We start from the raw sequence: 15,698 nt of genomic DNA on the forward strand, positions 1-15,698 counted from the left end.
TCGCAGGGCAGCGACATGCGTCGTACCCTTCGGTGCCGGCCTGCATTGCTGCCGGCCTGGGCCGACAATCGTGATGGGCTAGTGGGTGGCAGCCACGGCTTTACCTGTGAAAACGGGGGCAGGCTGACCGTCAATCTGTACATTGAGGCAGGCTGGCCGACCGCTGGCCATGGCCGCGCGGAGCGCGGGTACCAACTGATCTGCACGATCAACGCTCGCACCGTAGCCGCCCAATGCTGCGGCGGCGCGGTCATAGCGCGCGGTCTCGCTGAGGCTGCAGCCGATCAGACGGTCGGCCCCATAAGTGCGCATCTGGATCACATGCTCGGCATTCCAGCGAAGGTCGTTGCCGATGATGGCCGTGAACGCCGCGCCCTCGCGAACCGCGGTGTCGAACTCGGTGAAGTGAAAGCCAGCGGTGCCATCGCCCATCAGCAGCACGACCTGCGCGTCTGGCCGTGCGATCTTGGCCGCGATCGCGTAGCAGATGCCGCCACCGATGGCGCCTGACATGCCATTGATCAGCCGTATCGGCGCACTGCAGAAGGCTTGTGCCCATTGGCCGAACTCGCCGCCGTCGCAGACAAGGATGGTGTTCTCACTGGCATCGATCTGCGTCTGCACCGCTTGGCACAGTGCCGGCGAGCTGATCGCGCTGGATGGTTCCGGCGTCGCCAGGCCTCGTTCCGCTCGCGCGGCAGCAACCTGTGTGCTCCAGCCGGCGCGATCAGGCTTGTGGCCCCGATCAGTGGCGCACAGCGAGGCAAGGGCTTCCGCGGTGTCCGCTTGGCAGCGCACGCTCAGCTTGGGGCCAAGCAGCCGTGTCGCGCGGTCGAGCGCCTGGGCTTCCGGGTCGATCACGGCAACTCGCGCCCCGGCTGCGAAGGCGCTGCGTGCGAAACCCAGGGTGAAGTCGATCTGCTTGCCGAGCAGCACGACCACGTCGGCTTCTGCAATGCAGGCCGCCACGGCGCCCAGCGACGGATCGCGCAGGCCGCGGGGGCTTTCCATGGGAATGATAGGGACCTGCAGCGCATCGCTGCACTGCTTCAACGCCGTCTGTCGGTGTGCGCGGCAGTCCGCCGGTCCGACCAGTATCAGCGGCTTGCTGGCGCTGCCCAGCAGTGCGGCGATCTCGGCAAGGGCGGCGCTGGGCAGGGGCGAATGCGCGGCGGGTTCAATCATGGCTGGGAGTTCATCAAGCCCCGATTCGGCGGTCAGCAGATCGAAGGGCAGGGCCAGATGAACTGGACCCTGGCGCGGCGCCAGCGCGGTGGCGATCGCGCGGTCGACCGCCGGCGCCAGCGCTTCGATGACGCGCACGCGCTCTGACAGCTTGGTCAGCGGACGCGACATGGTGACCTGGTCCATCTCCTGGAATGAACCCATGCCGTCTTCGTTCAGCGGCGAATCGCCGGACAGCAGCAGCACCGGGCTTTCCGACAGGCGCGCCGAGAAGAGCGGAGCTATGCCATTGGACACACCGGGCCCGGCTGTGAGCAGGGCCACCCCGATCTCTCCGGTCACTTGCGCCCAGGCGTCGGCCATGAACACTGCCGCAGCCTCGTGCCGAACGTGCACGATGCGGATCCGGGCGTCGATGCAGGCATCGTAGATTGGCATGATCTGGTTGCCCGATAGGCTGAAGATCGTGCTAACGCCCTGGCGTTTGAGGGCCTTCGCGACAAGTGCTGCTCCAAGCATTGAGTCTCCTTCGATGCGTAGCCGCCCGTCCCAACGACGAGGCGCTCGCTTCAGTGATGGGCTGTGTCGCGAGCAAGTCTAGATCTGCAGATCTACTTAAGGACCAATCCCTAAATCGATATTTTCTGAACTTGGCGGCGCAGGCTTGGTGCTGTCGAGTGCGTGTGATCTGCCGCAAGCGCTCGGCTGCAAGCGGGAACCCGGGCGAAGCCTGGCTAACTCTTCCGTCCGTTTTCGGCGCACCAATCGCTCGAGAGCAACCCTTCTTTTTGATTCAATAAATATCAACTTAAATAACGTTGTTTTAGCTTCGGTCAACAAATAGACTTTTCTCAATGTTTGGAGGCACCGCCAGCCCCTGTTGCTGAAAGCTCATGATGACCACGACAAGCAATGACCCGCGCTTGCTGACCGTCCGCATTTCCCGCGGCTCCGGCGACGGCGAGATGACGACTTACCAGATCCCCTGGCGCGAGAACCAGACCGTTCTCGATGTGGTCACCGAAATCCAACGCCACCACGAGCCGACCCTGTCCTACCGGTTCGCCTGCCGCGTCGGCGTCTGTGGGTCCTGCGCAATGACGGTCAACGGCAAGCCCCGCTGGACCTGCCGCACCCATGTGAGCCGTGTTCAGGAGGGCGGAGAGATCGTGATAGAGCCGCTGCGCAACGTGCCTCGGATCAAGGACCTCGTCGTCGACATGAGCGAGTTCTTTGCCAAATGGAAGAAGGCCGGCAACACCTTTATCGGCACGGCTACACGCGAGGACCCGCCCGCGAAGATCTCCCCGCAGAGTCGCCAGCGCAAGATGGCTGATGCGGCAATTGAATGCATCAACTGCGCAGTCTGTTACGCGGCCTGCGACGTCGTCTCCTGGGACAAGGACTACTTGGGACCCGCGGCATTGAACCGCGCCTGGACCCTGTTCAACGACGAGCGCCATGCCGACACCAAGGATGTGCTGCGCAAGGCGACCTCGGGGAGTGGCTGCAATTCCTGCCACAGCCAAGGCAGCTGCATGACTCACTGTCCGGTCAGCCTGAGCCCGACCGGCAGCATCGCCGGCCTCAAGAAGAATGCGCTCAAGTTGTTCTTGAAGGGGGGGTGAGATGGAACCTCGCCTGTTCGCCCTTCAGCGCCTGAGCGCGATGATCATGGCTCCCTTCGTCCTCATCCATGTCGGCCTGGTCCTGTACGCTGTGCGTGGCGGCCTCAGCGCCGCAGAGGTGCTCGCTCGAACGCAGGGCAGTTGGGGCTGGATCGCGTTCTACACCCTGTTCGTGCTGAGTGTAGGCATCCACGTGCCGATCGGCCTGCGCAACGTCTTGATCGAGTGGACCGGCCTCGGACGGCGCACGGCGTCATGGCTGTGCTTGGGCTTTGGCCTGCTGCTGTTGGCGATGGGACTACGTGCTGTGGTTGCGGTCGGAGGGCTGGCCGCATGAAGTCGCCACGCAATCACCGCGCCTATTGGGCTTTCGTGGGCCACCGCCTGTCGGGTTTGGCCCTGGGCATCTTCCTGCCGTTTCATTTCTATGTGCTCGGCATGGCGCTCGAGCGCAGCGGGCGCTTCGACAGTTTCTTGAAGCTGTCGGAGATGCCGCTGATGAAGTTCGGCGAGTGGAGTCTCGTCGTGCTGCTGTCGATACACATGAGTTTCGGCCTTCGCCTGCTGGCGATGGAGCTGCTGCCGTGGAGCTCGACCCGCAATGCGCGGCTGTCGTGGATTGGCTGGGGTTTTGCCGCCTCGCTGTTGGTCGGGCTGGTTTTCGTGGCCGGAGTGATCTGAATGAATATTGAAACTTACAAGACCGACATCCTGGTCCTGGGAACCGGCGGCGCCGGACTGTTCGCCGCGTTGCATGCGAAGAAGGCCAACCCGGATCTGCAGGTGACGGTGACGGTCAAGGGCCTGCTTGGCAAATGCGGTTGCACGCGCATGGTCCAGGGGGGCTACAACGTCGCGCTGTCGGCCGGCGACTCCGTCGAGCGCCATTTCATGGACACGATCGAGGGCGGAAAGTGGCTGCCGCGGCAGGACTTGGCTTGGCGCCTGGTCGAGGGTGCGATCGAGCGCGTGCGCGAACTTGAGAACGAGATCGGCTGCTTCTTCGACCGCAATCCGGACGGCAGCCTGCATTCCAAGGCGTTTGCCGGCCAGAGTTTCGATCGTACGGTGCACAAGGCGGACCTGACCGGCATCGAGATCATCAACCGCCTGATGGAGCAGGTGCGGGCGCTCGATGTCGACGAGCTCGAGGAGCACCGCGCCATCGAGTTGATTCCGGCTGCCGACGGCTCGGGAATCGCCGGCGTGCTGTTCATCGATATGCGCACCGGCGGATACCGCCTTGTCCAGGCCAAGGCCGTGCTGCTGGCGACCGGGGGCGGACCAACCATGTACCGCTACCACACGCCCTCGGGTGACAAGACCTGCGACGGCTTGGCCATGGCACTGCGCTATGGCTTGAAGCTGCGCGACATGGAGATGGTGCAGTTCCATCCCACCGGCCTGCTCGGCGGCGAGGACACGCGCATGACCGGCACTGTGCTCGAGGAGGGCCTCAGAGGCGCGGGCGGCTATTTGCTCAACCGGGCCGGCGATCGCTTCATGAACAACTACGACCCGCGCGGCGAGCGGGCCACGCGCGACGTGGTCAGCCGGGGGATCTACGCCGAGATGCGGGCAGGACGCACCGGTCCGATGGGAGGGATCTACCTGCAGATGAGCCATCTTGGTCCCGAGAAGGTGGCCAAGACATTCCCCGGCATGGTCAACCGCTGCAGGGACTGCGGCTTCGACCTCGCCGGTGGCAGGGTCGAGGTGGTGCCAACAGCCCACTACCTCATGGGCGGGGTCGAGTTCGAGGTCGACTGCTCAACTGCATCGCCGGGCCTGTTCGCTGCGGGCGAGGATTGCGGCGGCGTGCATGGCGCGAACCGGCTTGGCGGCAACGGCGTGGCCAATTCGACCGTGTTTGGCGGTATTGCCGGCGACTCGATGGCTGCATTCGTCAAGCGCGAGGGCCGCTGGCGCGATCCGGACCGCCGTGTGATCGAGCAGGGCGTAGCGCGGGCGGAGTATCCGTTCTCGCGCCCCACGGGGGCCATCCACGATTTGCGCGACGCATTGGCACAGACGATGTGGGACGACGTAGGGGTATTGCGCAACAAGGCCGCGATGGAGCATGGCCTGCAGCAGGTCGCCTCGCACCGGGCTGCGCTGTCGGCAATGGGCGTGTCCGACGGCGATCGCCGCTACAACATGACTTGGCACGACTGGTTGAACCTGGAGAGCCTGGTCGATATCTCCAAGGTCATCGCCGTCTCAGCGCTGGCCCGCGAAAACAGCCGCGGCGCCCATTTCCGCGAGGACTTCCCTGAACCCGGCGATCTGGCGACCAGCTGCTACACCCGCGTCGCCGCGGTGGTCGATGAGGTTCATCTGGAGATGGTCCCCGTCTCGTTCGACATTGTTCGCCCCGGCCAGTCGCTGATCAGCGGCGAGGCCGGCATCCCGCAAAGCTAAAGAAAGGGTGCCATGAAGATCCCCATACAGAAGGTCGAGGAGGCGGCTCTCGAGATCATGAAGCGCGCTGCGATCGAAATTCCTGCCGACTACAAGAACGGCATCAATGCGCTGCAAAAGACCGAGACCGGCAAGCTGCCCCGCTTCGTCATTCACGCGATGATTGACAACTGGGAAGCTGCCGACGAGGACCGCCGCCCGATGTGCGCCGACACCGGGCTGCCCCGCTATTACGTCAAGGTCGGCAACGAGGCCAGTATCGAATCGGGCTTCGTCGCCGTCGAGCGTGCACTGCGCAAGGCGACGGCAGACGCTACCCAGCTTGTGCCGCTTCGGCCCAATCGCGTGCATCCGCTCTGGCGCACTGACAACAACAACAATGTCGGTATCAACGCGCCCGAGATCGAGTGGTCGTTCGAGCCTGAGCAAGACTGGATCGACATCACCACCGTGCACAAGGGCGGGTTGTTCGGCACCGACTACCGCATGCTGTTTCCGGGTGATGGTGTCGACGGCATCAAGCGCTTCGTACTTGACACCCTGATCGCCTTCGGCAAACGCGGATTGGCCTGCCAGCCCGCCATCGTCGGCATCGGCATCGGCGGCTCCAAAGACACCTGCATGCAGCTCGGCAAGCAAGCCGCCTGCCTGCGCACTGTGGGAGACCGTAATCCCGACCCGGGTATCGCCAAGCTCGAGCTGGAGCTGATGAAGCTCGGCAACTCGATCGGCATGGGCGCGATGGGCTTCGTCGGATCATCGATGGTGGTCGACTGCCACATCGAGGTCGGCCATACGCACACCGGCGGCATGCCGGTCAGCATCCACACCTTCTGCTTGTCCTCAAGGCGCGCTACCGCGCGCATCCATCCAGACGGCACGATCGAATACCGAACGGATCCACAGTGGTTCACGCCCTATATGCGCAGGGAGACGGTCGAATGGTAGAGAACACAACCGATCAGTCGGACGAGATGAAGATCTTTCATCTTGATTTGCCGGCTCGACGCGAAGACGTCGCCAAGCTGGAGCTCGGTGCGGCCGTCTACCTCAACGGGCTGGTCTACACGGCCCGCGAGGGCGTGTACAAGAAGGTGCTGGACGAAGGTGTTCCTCTGCCGGTCGACCTGCGTTCGCTGAGCAACGTCAACTTTCATTGCTCCCCGGCCGCGGCGCCCGATGGTGAGGGCGGCTTCCGGGTTGGCGCGGTGACCGCCACCGCGAGTTTCCGTTTCTCCAAATGGATCCCCAGCTGGATCGAGAAGACGGGCTGCAGCATCATCATCGGCAAGGGCGGCATGCCCGCCGATGACTACAAGCGGGTGCTCGCGCCCGGCGGGGCGATCTACCTGACGACGGTGGGCTACGGCACCGGTGCGTTGTTGGGGCGCGGCATCAAGAAGGTTCGCGAGGTGCACTGGCTTGACGAGCTGGGCATCGCGCAGGCGATGTGGCTGTTCGAAGTGCAGAACTTCGGGCCCTTCATCGTCGAGAGCGATCTCGAAGGCAATTCGCTGTTCGCGCAGCATGGCGAGCAGATCAACGCCGGCATCGAGGCGCTGTATGCAGGCCTGAAGCCTCCGGCCCTGCATCGTTACGGCGAGACGGACAACCGCAAGGACGAGGTGATGTAGGGCTGAGGCCCTACTTCCTCCCTCACAGCAAGGTACACCCATGATCATTGACTTTCGACTGCGGCCGCCACTGGGCGGCTTCCTGAACACACTGATGTACTCGGCCGGGGAGCGCCGGGACGGTTTCACGCGCACTGTCGGTTTTGAGCCGTCGCCCGCCGCGCAGCAGCAGTCCATGGCGCTGCTGCTGGAGGAAATGGACGAGGCGGGTGTGGATCGGGGCGTCGTTGTCGGTCGGCTGGCGGGGGTGCTGGGCAGTGTGACCAACGACGAGGTGAAGCAGATCGTGGCCGACCATCCGCAGCGCTTCGTCGGCGCAGCTTCCATCGATCCGACTTCGCGCGTCGGAGCCTGCCGGACGATCAACGAGGCGGTAGCGGCCGGCTTCAAGCTGATCAATATCGAGCCCGGCTCCTACCCGGTGCCCCTGTATGCCGACGACCGGCGTCTGTATCCGATCTATGGCCACTGCGAGGATCTCGGCGTTGCGGTGATCATGATGGTGGGCGGAACCGCCGGGCCCGACCTCAGCTACTCGGATCCGATCCGCACCGACCGGGTCCTGGCTGATTTCCCGAACCTCAAGGTCATCGTCGCGCACGGCGGCTGGCCCTGGGTCACGGAGATCCTGCACATCGGCTTTCGCCGACCGAACATGTACCTGTCTCCCGACATGTACTTCTCGCGCATGCCAGGTTGGGAGGAGTATGTGAAGGCTGCGGACGGCTTCATGTCGGAACGGATGCTGTACGCGAGCTCGTTTCCGTTCTGTCCAGTCAAGGGCTACAAGCAGTGGTTCGAACAGTTGCCCATCAAGCCTGACAATCTTGAGAAGATCATGGGTGGCAATGCCCGCAGGCTGCTCGGCCTTTAGGCCAGCGCGCAGCGGCCAACGAGGACACGATGGACATCAGAACGCTCTACACCTTGATCGCGATCGCCGATCGCGGCAGCTTCAACGAAGCAGGCAACGTGATCGGACTGTCGTTGTCGGCCGTCAGCATGCAGATGCGTGCGCTCGAAGAGGATCTGGGCATCACGATCTTTGATCGCAGCCGCCGCCCGCCGGTGCTCACTGACAGCGGTTTGGCCCTCACGCACCGAGCCCGTGATTTGATTGCGCATTGGGAGAGCATGAGTGCGGCGCTCAAGCGCGGTTCAACGGTCGGGTTGCTCAAGCTCGGTACCGTTCACACATCGGTTTCAGGCCTGCTGCCGCTGGCCCTCAAGCGGCTGCAGCGCCAGGGCCATGGCATCGAAGTGCATGTGACGACGGGTCTGAGTCATGAGCTTGAGAAGGCCGTCTATCACCGCCAGCTGGATGTGGCCATCATCACCCAGCCCGAGGTTTCTCGCTCGGAGCTCGAGTTTCAGCCCTTTGTCGAGGAGCCCTTCGTCGTCATCGCACACCGCTCGACTCCAGGCACGACCGACGAGGAGGTGCTGGAGTCCACGCCTTATGTGCGCTTCAACCGTGCGGCGCGCGTCGGCTACCTTGTCCAAGAGGAGATCGTGCGCCGACAGATTGCTGTCAAGTCGACGATGGAAATCGACAACCTTGAAGGCGTCGTCGCCATGGTGGCCAGCGGGCTCGGCGCCTCAGTTGTGCCGTCGCGCGGCGTTCGCAACGAATTCCCGTCGTCAATCCGGACCATCCCATTCGGCAACCCACCACTGACGCGCACGCTGGGCATCCTGGTGCCCAAGGACAACCCGCGCTCGCACTTGTCTCAGTTGCTGCTGCAGGCCCTGCAGGCCGTGTCCTGCGGTACTGACGAGCCGCGCATTCGGGTCGGCAGCGGCTAGGCGACCCACCCACTACCTCTCGGACTTTCGAATCGGGCCAACAGAGTCCGAGGGCACAGCTTTGACCACGCTTTTGAAGCACTACCCGCGCAAGCACAAACAACAGGAGACAAACATGAGGCCAGCAAACCCAACCTTCTCACAGACACGCCGCGCAATGGCGACCTTCGCAGCGCTATGTTGCGGCTCCTTCGCGCTCGGGCCGGCAGCACTTGCCTCCGAGTGGCCTGACAAGGTCGTCAAGATCGTCATCCCGTTCGCGCCAGGTGGAGCCACGGATCTGCTCGGCCGCTCGCTGGCGGTGGAGATCGGCAGGGAGTGGAAACAGACAGTCATCGTCGACAACCGAGCGGGTGCGGGTGGCGCAGTCGGCGCGCAGGCGGTGGCCAAATCTCCGGCCGATGGCTATACCCTGCTGCTGGCCTCGAGCAGCATGTTCACGGTCAACCAGCACATCTACAGCAAGCTGCCTTATGGGCTCGAGAACTTCGAGCTAATCAGCAAAGTGGCGAGTGGCCCAATGGTGGTGTCCGTCAATGCAGACCTGCCAGTGAGAAACACGAGGGAGCTGCTCGCCTACGTCAAGGCCAACCCCGGCAAGCTGCAGTTCGCCTCCGCCGGTATTGGCAGCCAAACCCATATCGCCGGCGAAGCATTCGCTGACGCAGGAGGCCTTGACATCCTGCATGTCCCGTACAAAGGGGAGGGTCCGGCCTACTCGGACCTGATGGCCGGCGTCGTGCAGGTGGCGGTTGCCAACATCAATGCTATCTCGCCCCTGCTGAAGGGTGGACGCGTTCGCGCGCTGTCGGTCACCGGAAAAGATCGGTCCCCCCTCTTGCCTGGTGTCCCGACCACCTCCGAGGATGGCCTGCCCGGATTTGAGTTCGTCGGCTGGTTCGCGCTGATGGCACCGGCGGGTACGCCCAAGCCGATCACTGCGCAGATGGTGGAGGGGGTCAAACGTGCGGTGGCCCAGCCCGGCATGAAGCGCTATCTCGATGAGCAAGGAATGATGGCCACGACCACGGCAGGAGACGCGTTGAACAGCGATATCCAGCGTGAGTCAGTGCGCTGGAAGGCGCTGGTGACCAAGCGAAAGATCTCGGCGAACTGATCGTCCCCGCCCACTGCACTCTTCGACTTCCAACCCATGAGTCAACTCACACTCGTCTTCAACTCCGTGACTCGGAAGTGGCAAGGAACCGTGGTCTGCGTCACGATCGCCCTTGCCGCCACTTTCGTCTCTCAGCACTATGGCGGCCCGCAGCTTCTGTATGCACTGTTGATGGGGGTGGCCTTTCATTTTCTGCATGGCAACCCTCAGATCGGGGCCGGCGTCGACTTCTGCGGGCGCACTGTCCTGCGCGTCGGTGTGGCCTTGCTCGGCGCTCGAATCACGACCGACCAAGTCGCGGAACTTGGCGCCCGCACCGCCACCATCGTTACGCTGGGATTGGCGCTGACGATCGCCTGCGGGCTGCTGCTTGCTCGAATGCTCGGTCGGCGCCGCGAGGAGGGCTTGTTGACAGGTGGGGCCGTGGCTATTTGCGGCGCCTCCGCGGCCATGGCAATCTCGGCGGTATTGCCACAGTCCCGAGAGAATGAGCGAATTACTCTTTTCACCGTGGTCGGCGTCACCGTGTTCTCGACGATCGCCATGGTGCTCTACCCATTACTTTCACACCTGCTGGCGCTGAGCCCTTTGTTGAGCGGCATCTTCCTCGGCGGCACTATCCATGATGTCGCGCAGGTCGTTGCGGCGGGCATGCTGCTCGGTCCACAGGCCGCCGATACGGCCACCGTCGTCAAGCTGTTCCGAGTGCTGCTACTCGTGCCGGTGGTGCTCGTGATCTCGATCGCGCTGCAGCGCGTGAGAAGCAGAGGCACGGATGCGTCTCTTGGTTCGGCCCGTGCCGCGAAGGTACCTATGGTGCCGACCTTTCTGATCGCCTTCGTGGCGCTGGTGATCGTCTCGAGCACCGGCGTGATCCCCGCCGTGGCTGTGTCTGCGGCCAGTGACGCCTCTCGCTGGCTGCTGGTGATCGCGATCGCTGCGGCGGGTGTGAAGACCTCGTTCGAAGACCTGCTCCAGCTTGGATGGCAGCCGGTGTTGATGCTGCTTGTAGAGACGCTTTTCATCGCTGGCTTTGTATTGACCGCGTTGCTGGTGACATGAGCGCAGAGGTCTTGGCCTTCATGGCCATCACGTTCACAGTCGCGTATGGCGTGTTTGGCATGACCGGATTCGGCGCAGCCATGATCGCCGTGCCTTTGCTCGTACAGAACTTGCCGTTGTCGTTTGTGGTGCCGATGGTTGTATTGCTTGACCTGGTCTGCACCTCATTCGTCGGCGCCCGCAACTGGCGGTCTGTCGCCACTGACGAGCTCAGGCGTCTGCTGCCAGCACTGTTTCTGGGCGTGGCTATCGGAGCGACGTCGTTGGCGGGCCTCGGTCCCAAGTGGCCGCTGGTCTTTCTCGGCGTGTTCGTTATCGCGGTGGCCGTCTACAACGCGCTTCCCAAAGCAGGTCAAGTGAAGCCGATCAGCGCTTGGTGGTCGGCACCGCTTGGCGTTGCCGGTGGCATCTTCAGCGCTCTTTTTGGCACCGGCGGGCCCATTTACACGATTTATCTTGCACGACGCGTCTTCGACCCAAACCGCTTTCGCGCAACCATCTCTGTCATCATCTTGGCCAGCGGCATCACGCGAGCGCTATCCTTCGGCGCGGCAGGGCTGTACGGCCAGCCTGATCTGTTTTTGAGTGCGGCCGGGGCCCTTCCGTTTTGCTTGCTGGGCTTGTTCGCTGGGTCAAAGCTGCGGCATCGCGTTGCGCCTGATCGCATGCGCCAAGCGCTGCTGCTCCTGCTTGTCTGCGGCGGAGCTGGCGCGATCTATCGCGGTTGGTCACTTTAGCGGTCACCGGGAGTGTGCAGGTGCAATGCCAATGCCGCGCTCTCCAAGACTATTTCGCTTTCGGCGTTCGACCCAGCACCTTGCCGAGCGTTGAAAGCATCGAGCTTTCCAAGGCTTCGGCGATGTTGACCCGAATGTAAGAGCTTGGCGGTGCATCGCCGACCAAGAACGCTTGCGCTGGTGCCAGCAGGTGCCCCAACTCCAGCATGCGTTCTGCTACTTGGACCGAGTCCAACCCGTCGCCCAGCGATGCCCATAAGAACATGCCGGCTTCTGGGGCGGTATCGACGGTCAGGCCCCATCGCTTCAACTCTTCACTGACGACGGGGCGCGCTTCGCCCAGTCGGTTGCGCAGTTGCTCGCAATGCCTGCGGTACTCGCCGCCGGACAGCACCTTGTAGAGGATTCGTTCTGACAGCGCAGAGCCGCTGATGTTCTGCACGACACGATGTGTTGTAAGCCACTCCATTCGCTGAGCATTGGCGGTCACGAACCCCAAGCGTAAGCCCGGGCCAAGAGTCTTGGAGAAACCGCTGACGAAAATGACCCGCTTGAGTTGATCCAGCGTGGCCAGCCTGGAGATGGGAGACGCCGTAGCCCGAGGCACCAGATCGCCGTATGTATCGTCTTCGACGACGAACATGTCGAACTCTTCGGCCAGGCGCAGGATCTGAAATGCCTTGTGCGGAGCAATGTTGCTGCAGGTGGGGTTATGCAGCACTGAACTGCAGAAGAAGGCACGCGGCTTGTGCTTTTCGCACACAGCACGCATCTCATCGAGGTCCGGCCCATCCGCCAGACGATTTATGCGATGGATGTACATGCCCGTCGAGAGCAGCCGATCCGTGAGAAGGGGCGGTGTCGGCGATTCCACCATTACGGAGATGCCTGCTCCCGCCAACAATGCCTGGCAAACCAGGTGTATGGCTTCCGTGGCCCCGTTGGTGACCAGTATGTTCTCCGTTTCAGCGAGGATACCAAGCTCATTCAGCTTGACTTGGAGTTGTTGACGTAGCGGCAGATAGCCCAGCCGATCCGAATAGTCGGCGACGCTCTTCACCCCCTGCCGAACAACGCCGCGCAGCGCGCCAGCCATGATCTCTTCGTCGTACCAGGACGCAGGGAACGCCCCTGACCCGGTACGACTCTTCCATGAGGGGTCAGTCTTTAGGAGCATCAACCGCCAGCGCATGATGCCGGACGCCAGGGCGTCCGATAGAGGCGACGTCCCTCTCGGGCGCGGTACCGAAGAGCGACCACTTGCGCGAACGAAGTAGCCAGACCCGCGCCGTGCCTCGACCAACCCATGCGCAACCAAGCGGTCGTAGGCTCGGGCGACGGTGTCCGAGCTGACTTCACAGGAGCTTGCGAGCGACCTTACGGACGGCAGCCTCGCTCCGACGCCTAAGCTTGACGCGTGGATTCGTCGCGCAACCAAGAGGAAGACATGTTCTACGAGTGACGCGGCTGGGTTGTTTAGCGCAATCTCCGCGAGCATCGACTTGTCGAAACGAGCAGGCGCCACCGCAAAATTGCTTGATTTCACAGGCATCGCCTAAGGGAAAACGCCGAAAAGTGTGTGCAAAAGACGTTCAATACAGATTGCTGAGGGCATGCTGAACTGTACTGAAATGACGGATGTGTGAAAAGTATTCTGACGGCACCCATTCACCACACTTTGGTACCCGCCATGCACGCATTGCTCCGTTCCCGTGCTCTACGCCATAGAGATCTCTGTGCAGCCATCCTGACAGGATTCGCTCTTCAGGGAGGGCTGGCGACACAGGCCGTCGCTGCGGATGCGGTGCTGGCGGCCACCCAGCAGGCGCACTTCGACATTCCTGCGGGGCCTTTGCCTGCGACCCTCGACGCCATCGCAAAGCAGAGCGGTCGCGCAGTCATTTTCGACCGCAGCTATCTGGCTGAGCAGAACTCGCCGGCGATCAAAGGCAACTTCACCGCTGCACAAGCCATCGAGGCGGCCCTCGCGGGCAAGAAACTTCAGCTGTCGGAGAAGCCGTCGGGCGTGCTGCATGTTTATGTCATCGGCGAACTCGAGAAGGTGACGGTCTTTGCCAAGCGCGATCAAGCCGAAAAGGGGTTCAAGGCAGACCGCTCGGACACTGCCACTCGAAGCGGCACGGACCTGATGGATCTGGCGGGTGCCGTCACCATCATCACGAGCAAGGTCCTGGAAACACAGCAGGCCACGAATCTGCGGGACACGCTACGCAACGTCAGCGGCATCGGCTTTTCGGATTCGCCTCAAGGCCTTCCTACTTTCTCCGTTCGGGGCTTCAACAATCCTGCGACGACGACCAACGGCATTCCCGACCGCAACGCTTCCCAGGCCAACGTCTTTGGCATTGAACGCGTCGAAGTTCTGAAGGGCCCGCAGGCGATTCTGGCCGGCAACGGCTCACTGGGCGGTGGCGTCAACGTCGTGCTCAAGAAGCCATCGGCAGAGGTCGTCCGGGATGTGATGGTCCAGTACGGCACGAACAGCGACCGCACAATTGCCGGGGACTTTTCTGGCGCCGTTGTGGACGACAAGCGCTTCACCTACCGACTGATCGCCTCCTCAGCCCATGCAGGCACAACGGATGCCGGCTACAAGGGCCGAGAAGACGCTTCGCTCATGCCGCAACTCCGTTGGAAGGACAGTGCCACCGATCTGATTGCCGGGGTTACCTATCAGGAGCAGCATTTGCCGCTACCGCAGTACACGTTCGCTCGACGAGACGGGTACATCATGCCGACCCCGACCATCCCCCTTAGCAACCCCAGCGACGGGTTTAACGTTCGACAGAAGCGGTCCTTCTACCAACTTGAGCAGAAGCTCACGCCATCGATCACGTTCATCAGCCGACTACAGCGCGCGGACGATACGTTGTCGTTGAAGCAGTACTCCTCCTCTGGGGGGCTGAACTACGCCGCTGGCGCTGCGCGTGACAATCCGAACGGCACGATTGGCCTTCGTGCTGGGTATTCCCGCACGCTCCAGTCTCAGACGTCCGGCGATCACTACGCTCGCATGCACTTCAGCACTGGCGATATCGACCACAAGTTTGTCGTCGGCGTGAACCACGACAATTTCGACTACGCGCAGACGCAGTATTCGGGCGCCCCGTCCAAGACCTTGACCTTGTACCCGACGGCCGCTGCAGTGGACCTGCCCGGCGCAGAATCCGCCAATCCGACCCTTTCGTTCATCTCCACTTCGAAGCAGTCGCAAAAAGCCGTGTACCTGCAGGATCAGATCTCCTGGGAGGACTGGGTTTTTCAACTGAATTGGAGACGCACGCTGGTCACCCTGTCGAGCAAGTTCGACAGTCCGGAGTTCAACTCAGTGTCCAACACGCCGGCAGTGACCGTGGGCCGCAATGCGCCCGGCGTGGGTGTCATCTACCGCCTCATGCCGTGGGTCTCGTTGTATGCGAACGTGGCAAATGGCTTCGTCGCGCAGACATCCGCCCAATGCGGCGGTGGTCTTGTGCCGCCCATCTCCAGCAAGAACAAGGAGATCGGTGCGAAGTTCTCGCTCTTCGGCAATAAGCTCTCGATCACGACCGATGCGTTCCAGATCGACCAGTCAGGCACGCTGGTTTTTGACTCGGTCAATCGCTGCTACAACGTTCGCGCGGCCCAGCGGGCCACGGGCTACGAGTTCGATCTTCAGGGCGAACTGGCTCCCGGCTGGCAGGCGATCATGAACTACACCTATTCGACTTCCAAGGACGTCGTAAACCCGGCCGCCGTGTTCCCTGGCAAGCCTCGACACAAGGGCAGCTTCTGGACGACCTACAACCTGCCGCAAGTCAAAGGACTTGGTATCGGTCTTGGTGTCTCGGCGGAAAGCGGACAGCTGGGCACCTTCAATACGATCTACCCTTTCTACATCCCGAAGCAGGTCCAGGTCGATGCCAGCGTCTTCTATGAAATGCCCGCGTGGTCTTTCACCTTCGGCGTGAAGAACATCGCCGACCGGCAGCTGTACACCGGCACGACGTCCGCCAGCTTCGTGCCGGTCATACAAGGACGGAATTTCATGGTGACCGCGAAGCACAGCTTCAACTGACCACAGCACAGCCGCGCTTGAGGGGTTGGA

14 protein-coding genes and 1 pseudogene are annotated in these 15,698 nt (G+C 62.4%); 12 read left to right on the top strand and 3 right to left on the bottom strand.

Translation table 11 applies throughout. The annotated features are described in order from the left end of the window. Positions 1-78 precede the first annotated feature (78 nt). Positions 79-1,704, bottom strand: a complete 1,626-nt coding sequence (locus OOZ63_RS17875; RefSeq protein ID WP_266006948.1) for a thiamine pyrophosphate-binding protein — start codon at positions 1,702-1,704, stop codon at positions 79-81. Positions 1,705-2,078: 374 nt separating this feature from the next. Between OOZ63_RS17875 and OOZ63_RS17880 the strand changes: the two genes are divergently transcribed. The 11 genes from OOZ63_RS17880 to OOZ63_RS17930 all read left to right on the top strand — a co-directional run bounded on the left by OOZ63_RS17880 (position 2,079) and on the right by OOZ63_RS17930 (position 11,590). Beyond that, positions 2,079-2,813, top strand: a complete 735-nt coding sequence (locus OOZ63_RS17880) for a succinate dehydrogenase/fumarate reductase iron-sulfur subunit (protein ID WP_416234750.1) — start codon at positions 2,079-2,081, stop codon at positions 2,811-2,813. Between the two features lies 1 nt (position 2,814). Beyond that, positions 2,815-3,150, top strand: a complete 336-nt coding sequence (locus OOZ63_RS17885) for a succinate dehydrogenase (RefSeq protein WP_266006949.1) — start codon at positions 2,815-2,817, stop codon at positions 3,148-3,150. Then, on the top strand, positions 3,147-3,494 hold the full coding sequence (locus OOZ63_RS17890; protein WP_266006950.1) for a succinate dehydrogenase: 348 nt from the start codon (positions 3,147-3,149) through the stop codon (positions 3,492-3,494). The genes OOZ63_RS17885 and OOZ63_RS17890 overlap by 4 nt, the downstream gene beginning before the upstream one ends. Further along, positions 3,495-5,234 (top strand): L-aspartate oxidase, encoded by a 1,740-nt coding sequence (locus OOZ63_RS17895; protein WP_266006951.1) that lies wholly within the window; start codon positions 3,495-3,497, stop codon positions 5,232-5,234. Positions 5,235-5,246: 12 nt separating this feature from the next. Continuing rightward, complete coding sequence (locus OOZ63_RS17900) at positions 5,247-6,182, top strand: fumarate hydratase (protein WP_266006952.1); 936 nt, start codon at positions 5,247-5,249, stop codon at positions 6,180-6,182. Further along, complete coding sequence (locus tag OOZ63_RS17905; protein ID WP_266006953.1) at positions 6,176-6,868, top strand: fumarate hydratase C-terminal domain-containing protein; 693 nt, start codon at positions 6,176-6,178, stop codon at positions 6,866-6,868. Before OOZ63_RS17900 ends, OOZ63_RS17905 begins: the two co-directional genes overlap by 7 nt. A gap of 40 nt (positions 6,869-6,908) precedes the next feature. After that, positions 6,909-7,742: an amidohydrolase family protein gene (locus tag OOZ63_RS17910; RefSeq protein WP_266006954.1), complete on the top strand. Its 834-nt coding sequence runs from the start codon at positions 6,909-6,911 to the stop codon at positions 7,740-7,742. A gap of 29 nt (positions 7,743-7,771) precedes the next feature. Further along, a complete protein-coding gene (locus tag OOZ63_RS17915; protein ID WP_266006955.1) occupies positions 7,772-8,674 on the top strand; it encodes a LysR family transcriptional regulator in 903 nt (300 codons plus the stop codon). Positions 8,675-8,789: 115 nt separating this feature from the next. Then, positions 8,790-9,791 carry a tripartite tricarboxylate transporter substrate binding protein gene (locus OOZ63_RS17920; protein ID WP_323055764.1) on the top strand — a complete coding sequence of 334 codons (1,002 nt, stop codon included), beginning with the start codon at positions 8,790-8,792 and terminating at the stop codon, positions 9,789-9,791. Positions 9,792-9,827: 36 nt separating this feature from the next. After that, positions 9,828-10,853, top strand: coding sequence for a YeiH family protein (locus tag OOZ63_RS17925; protein WP_266006956.1), 1,026 nt, complete (start codon positions 9,828-9,830; stop codon positions 10,851-10,853). Beyond that, the gene (locus OOZ63_RS17930) at positions 10,850-11,590 is read left to right on the top strand and encodes a sulfite exporter TauE/SafE family protein (protein ID WP_266006957.1); all 741 of its coding nucleotides are present in this window, start codon (positions 10,850-10,852) and stop codon (positions 11,588-11,590) included. The genes OOZ63_RS17925 and OOZ63_RS17930 overlap by 4 nt, the downstream gene beginning before the upstream one ends. Positions 11,591-11,639: 49 nt before the next feature. Here OOZ63_RS17930 and OOZ63_RS17935 read toward each other — a convergent pair whose 3' ends face one another. Together OOZ63_RS17935 and OOZ63_RS29245 are read right to left on the bottom strand one after the other, a co-directional pair. Then, positions 11,640-12,686: a PLP-dependent aminotransferase family protein gene (locus OOZ63_RS17935; RefSeq protein ID WP_266006958.1), complete on the bottom strand. Its 1,047-nt coding sequence runs from the start codon at positions 12,684-12,686 to the stop codon at positions 11,640-11,642. 183 nt (positions 12,687-12,869) lie between these two features. Beyond that, positions 12,870-13,142 (bottom strand): annotated as a pseudogene (locus tag OOZ63_RS29245) (GntR family transcriptional regulator); the annotation flags it as partial. Between the two features lie 138 nt (positions 13,143-13,280). Here OOZ63_RS29245 and OOZ63_RS17940 point away from each other — a divergent pair. Continuing rightward, positions 13,281-15,668, top strand: coding sequence for a TonB-dependent siderophore receptor (locus tag OOZ63_RS17940; protein ID WP_266006959.1), 2,388 nt, complete (start codon positions 13,281-13,283; stop codon positions 15,666-15,668). Positions 15,669-15,698: the final 30 nt, after the last annotated feature.

The sequence above is a fragment of the Paucibacter sp. PLA-PC-4 genome (assembly GCF_026241155.1).
In the GTDB taxonomy this organism is placed as follows: domain Bacteria; phylum Pseudomonadota; class Gammaproteobacteria; order Burkholderiales; family Burkholderiaceae_C; genus Roseateles_E.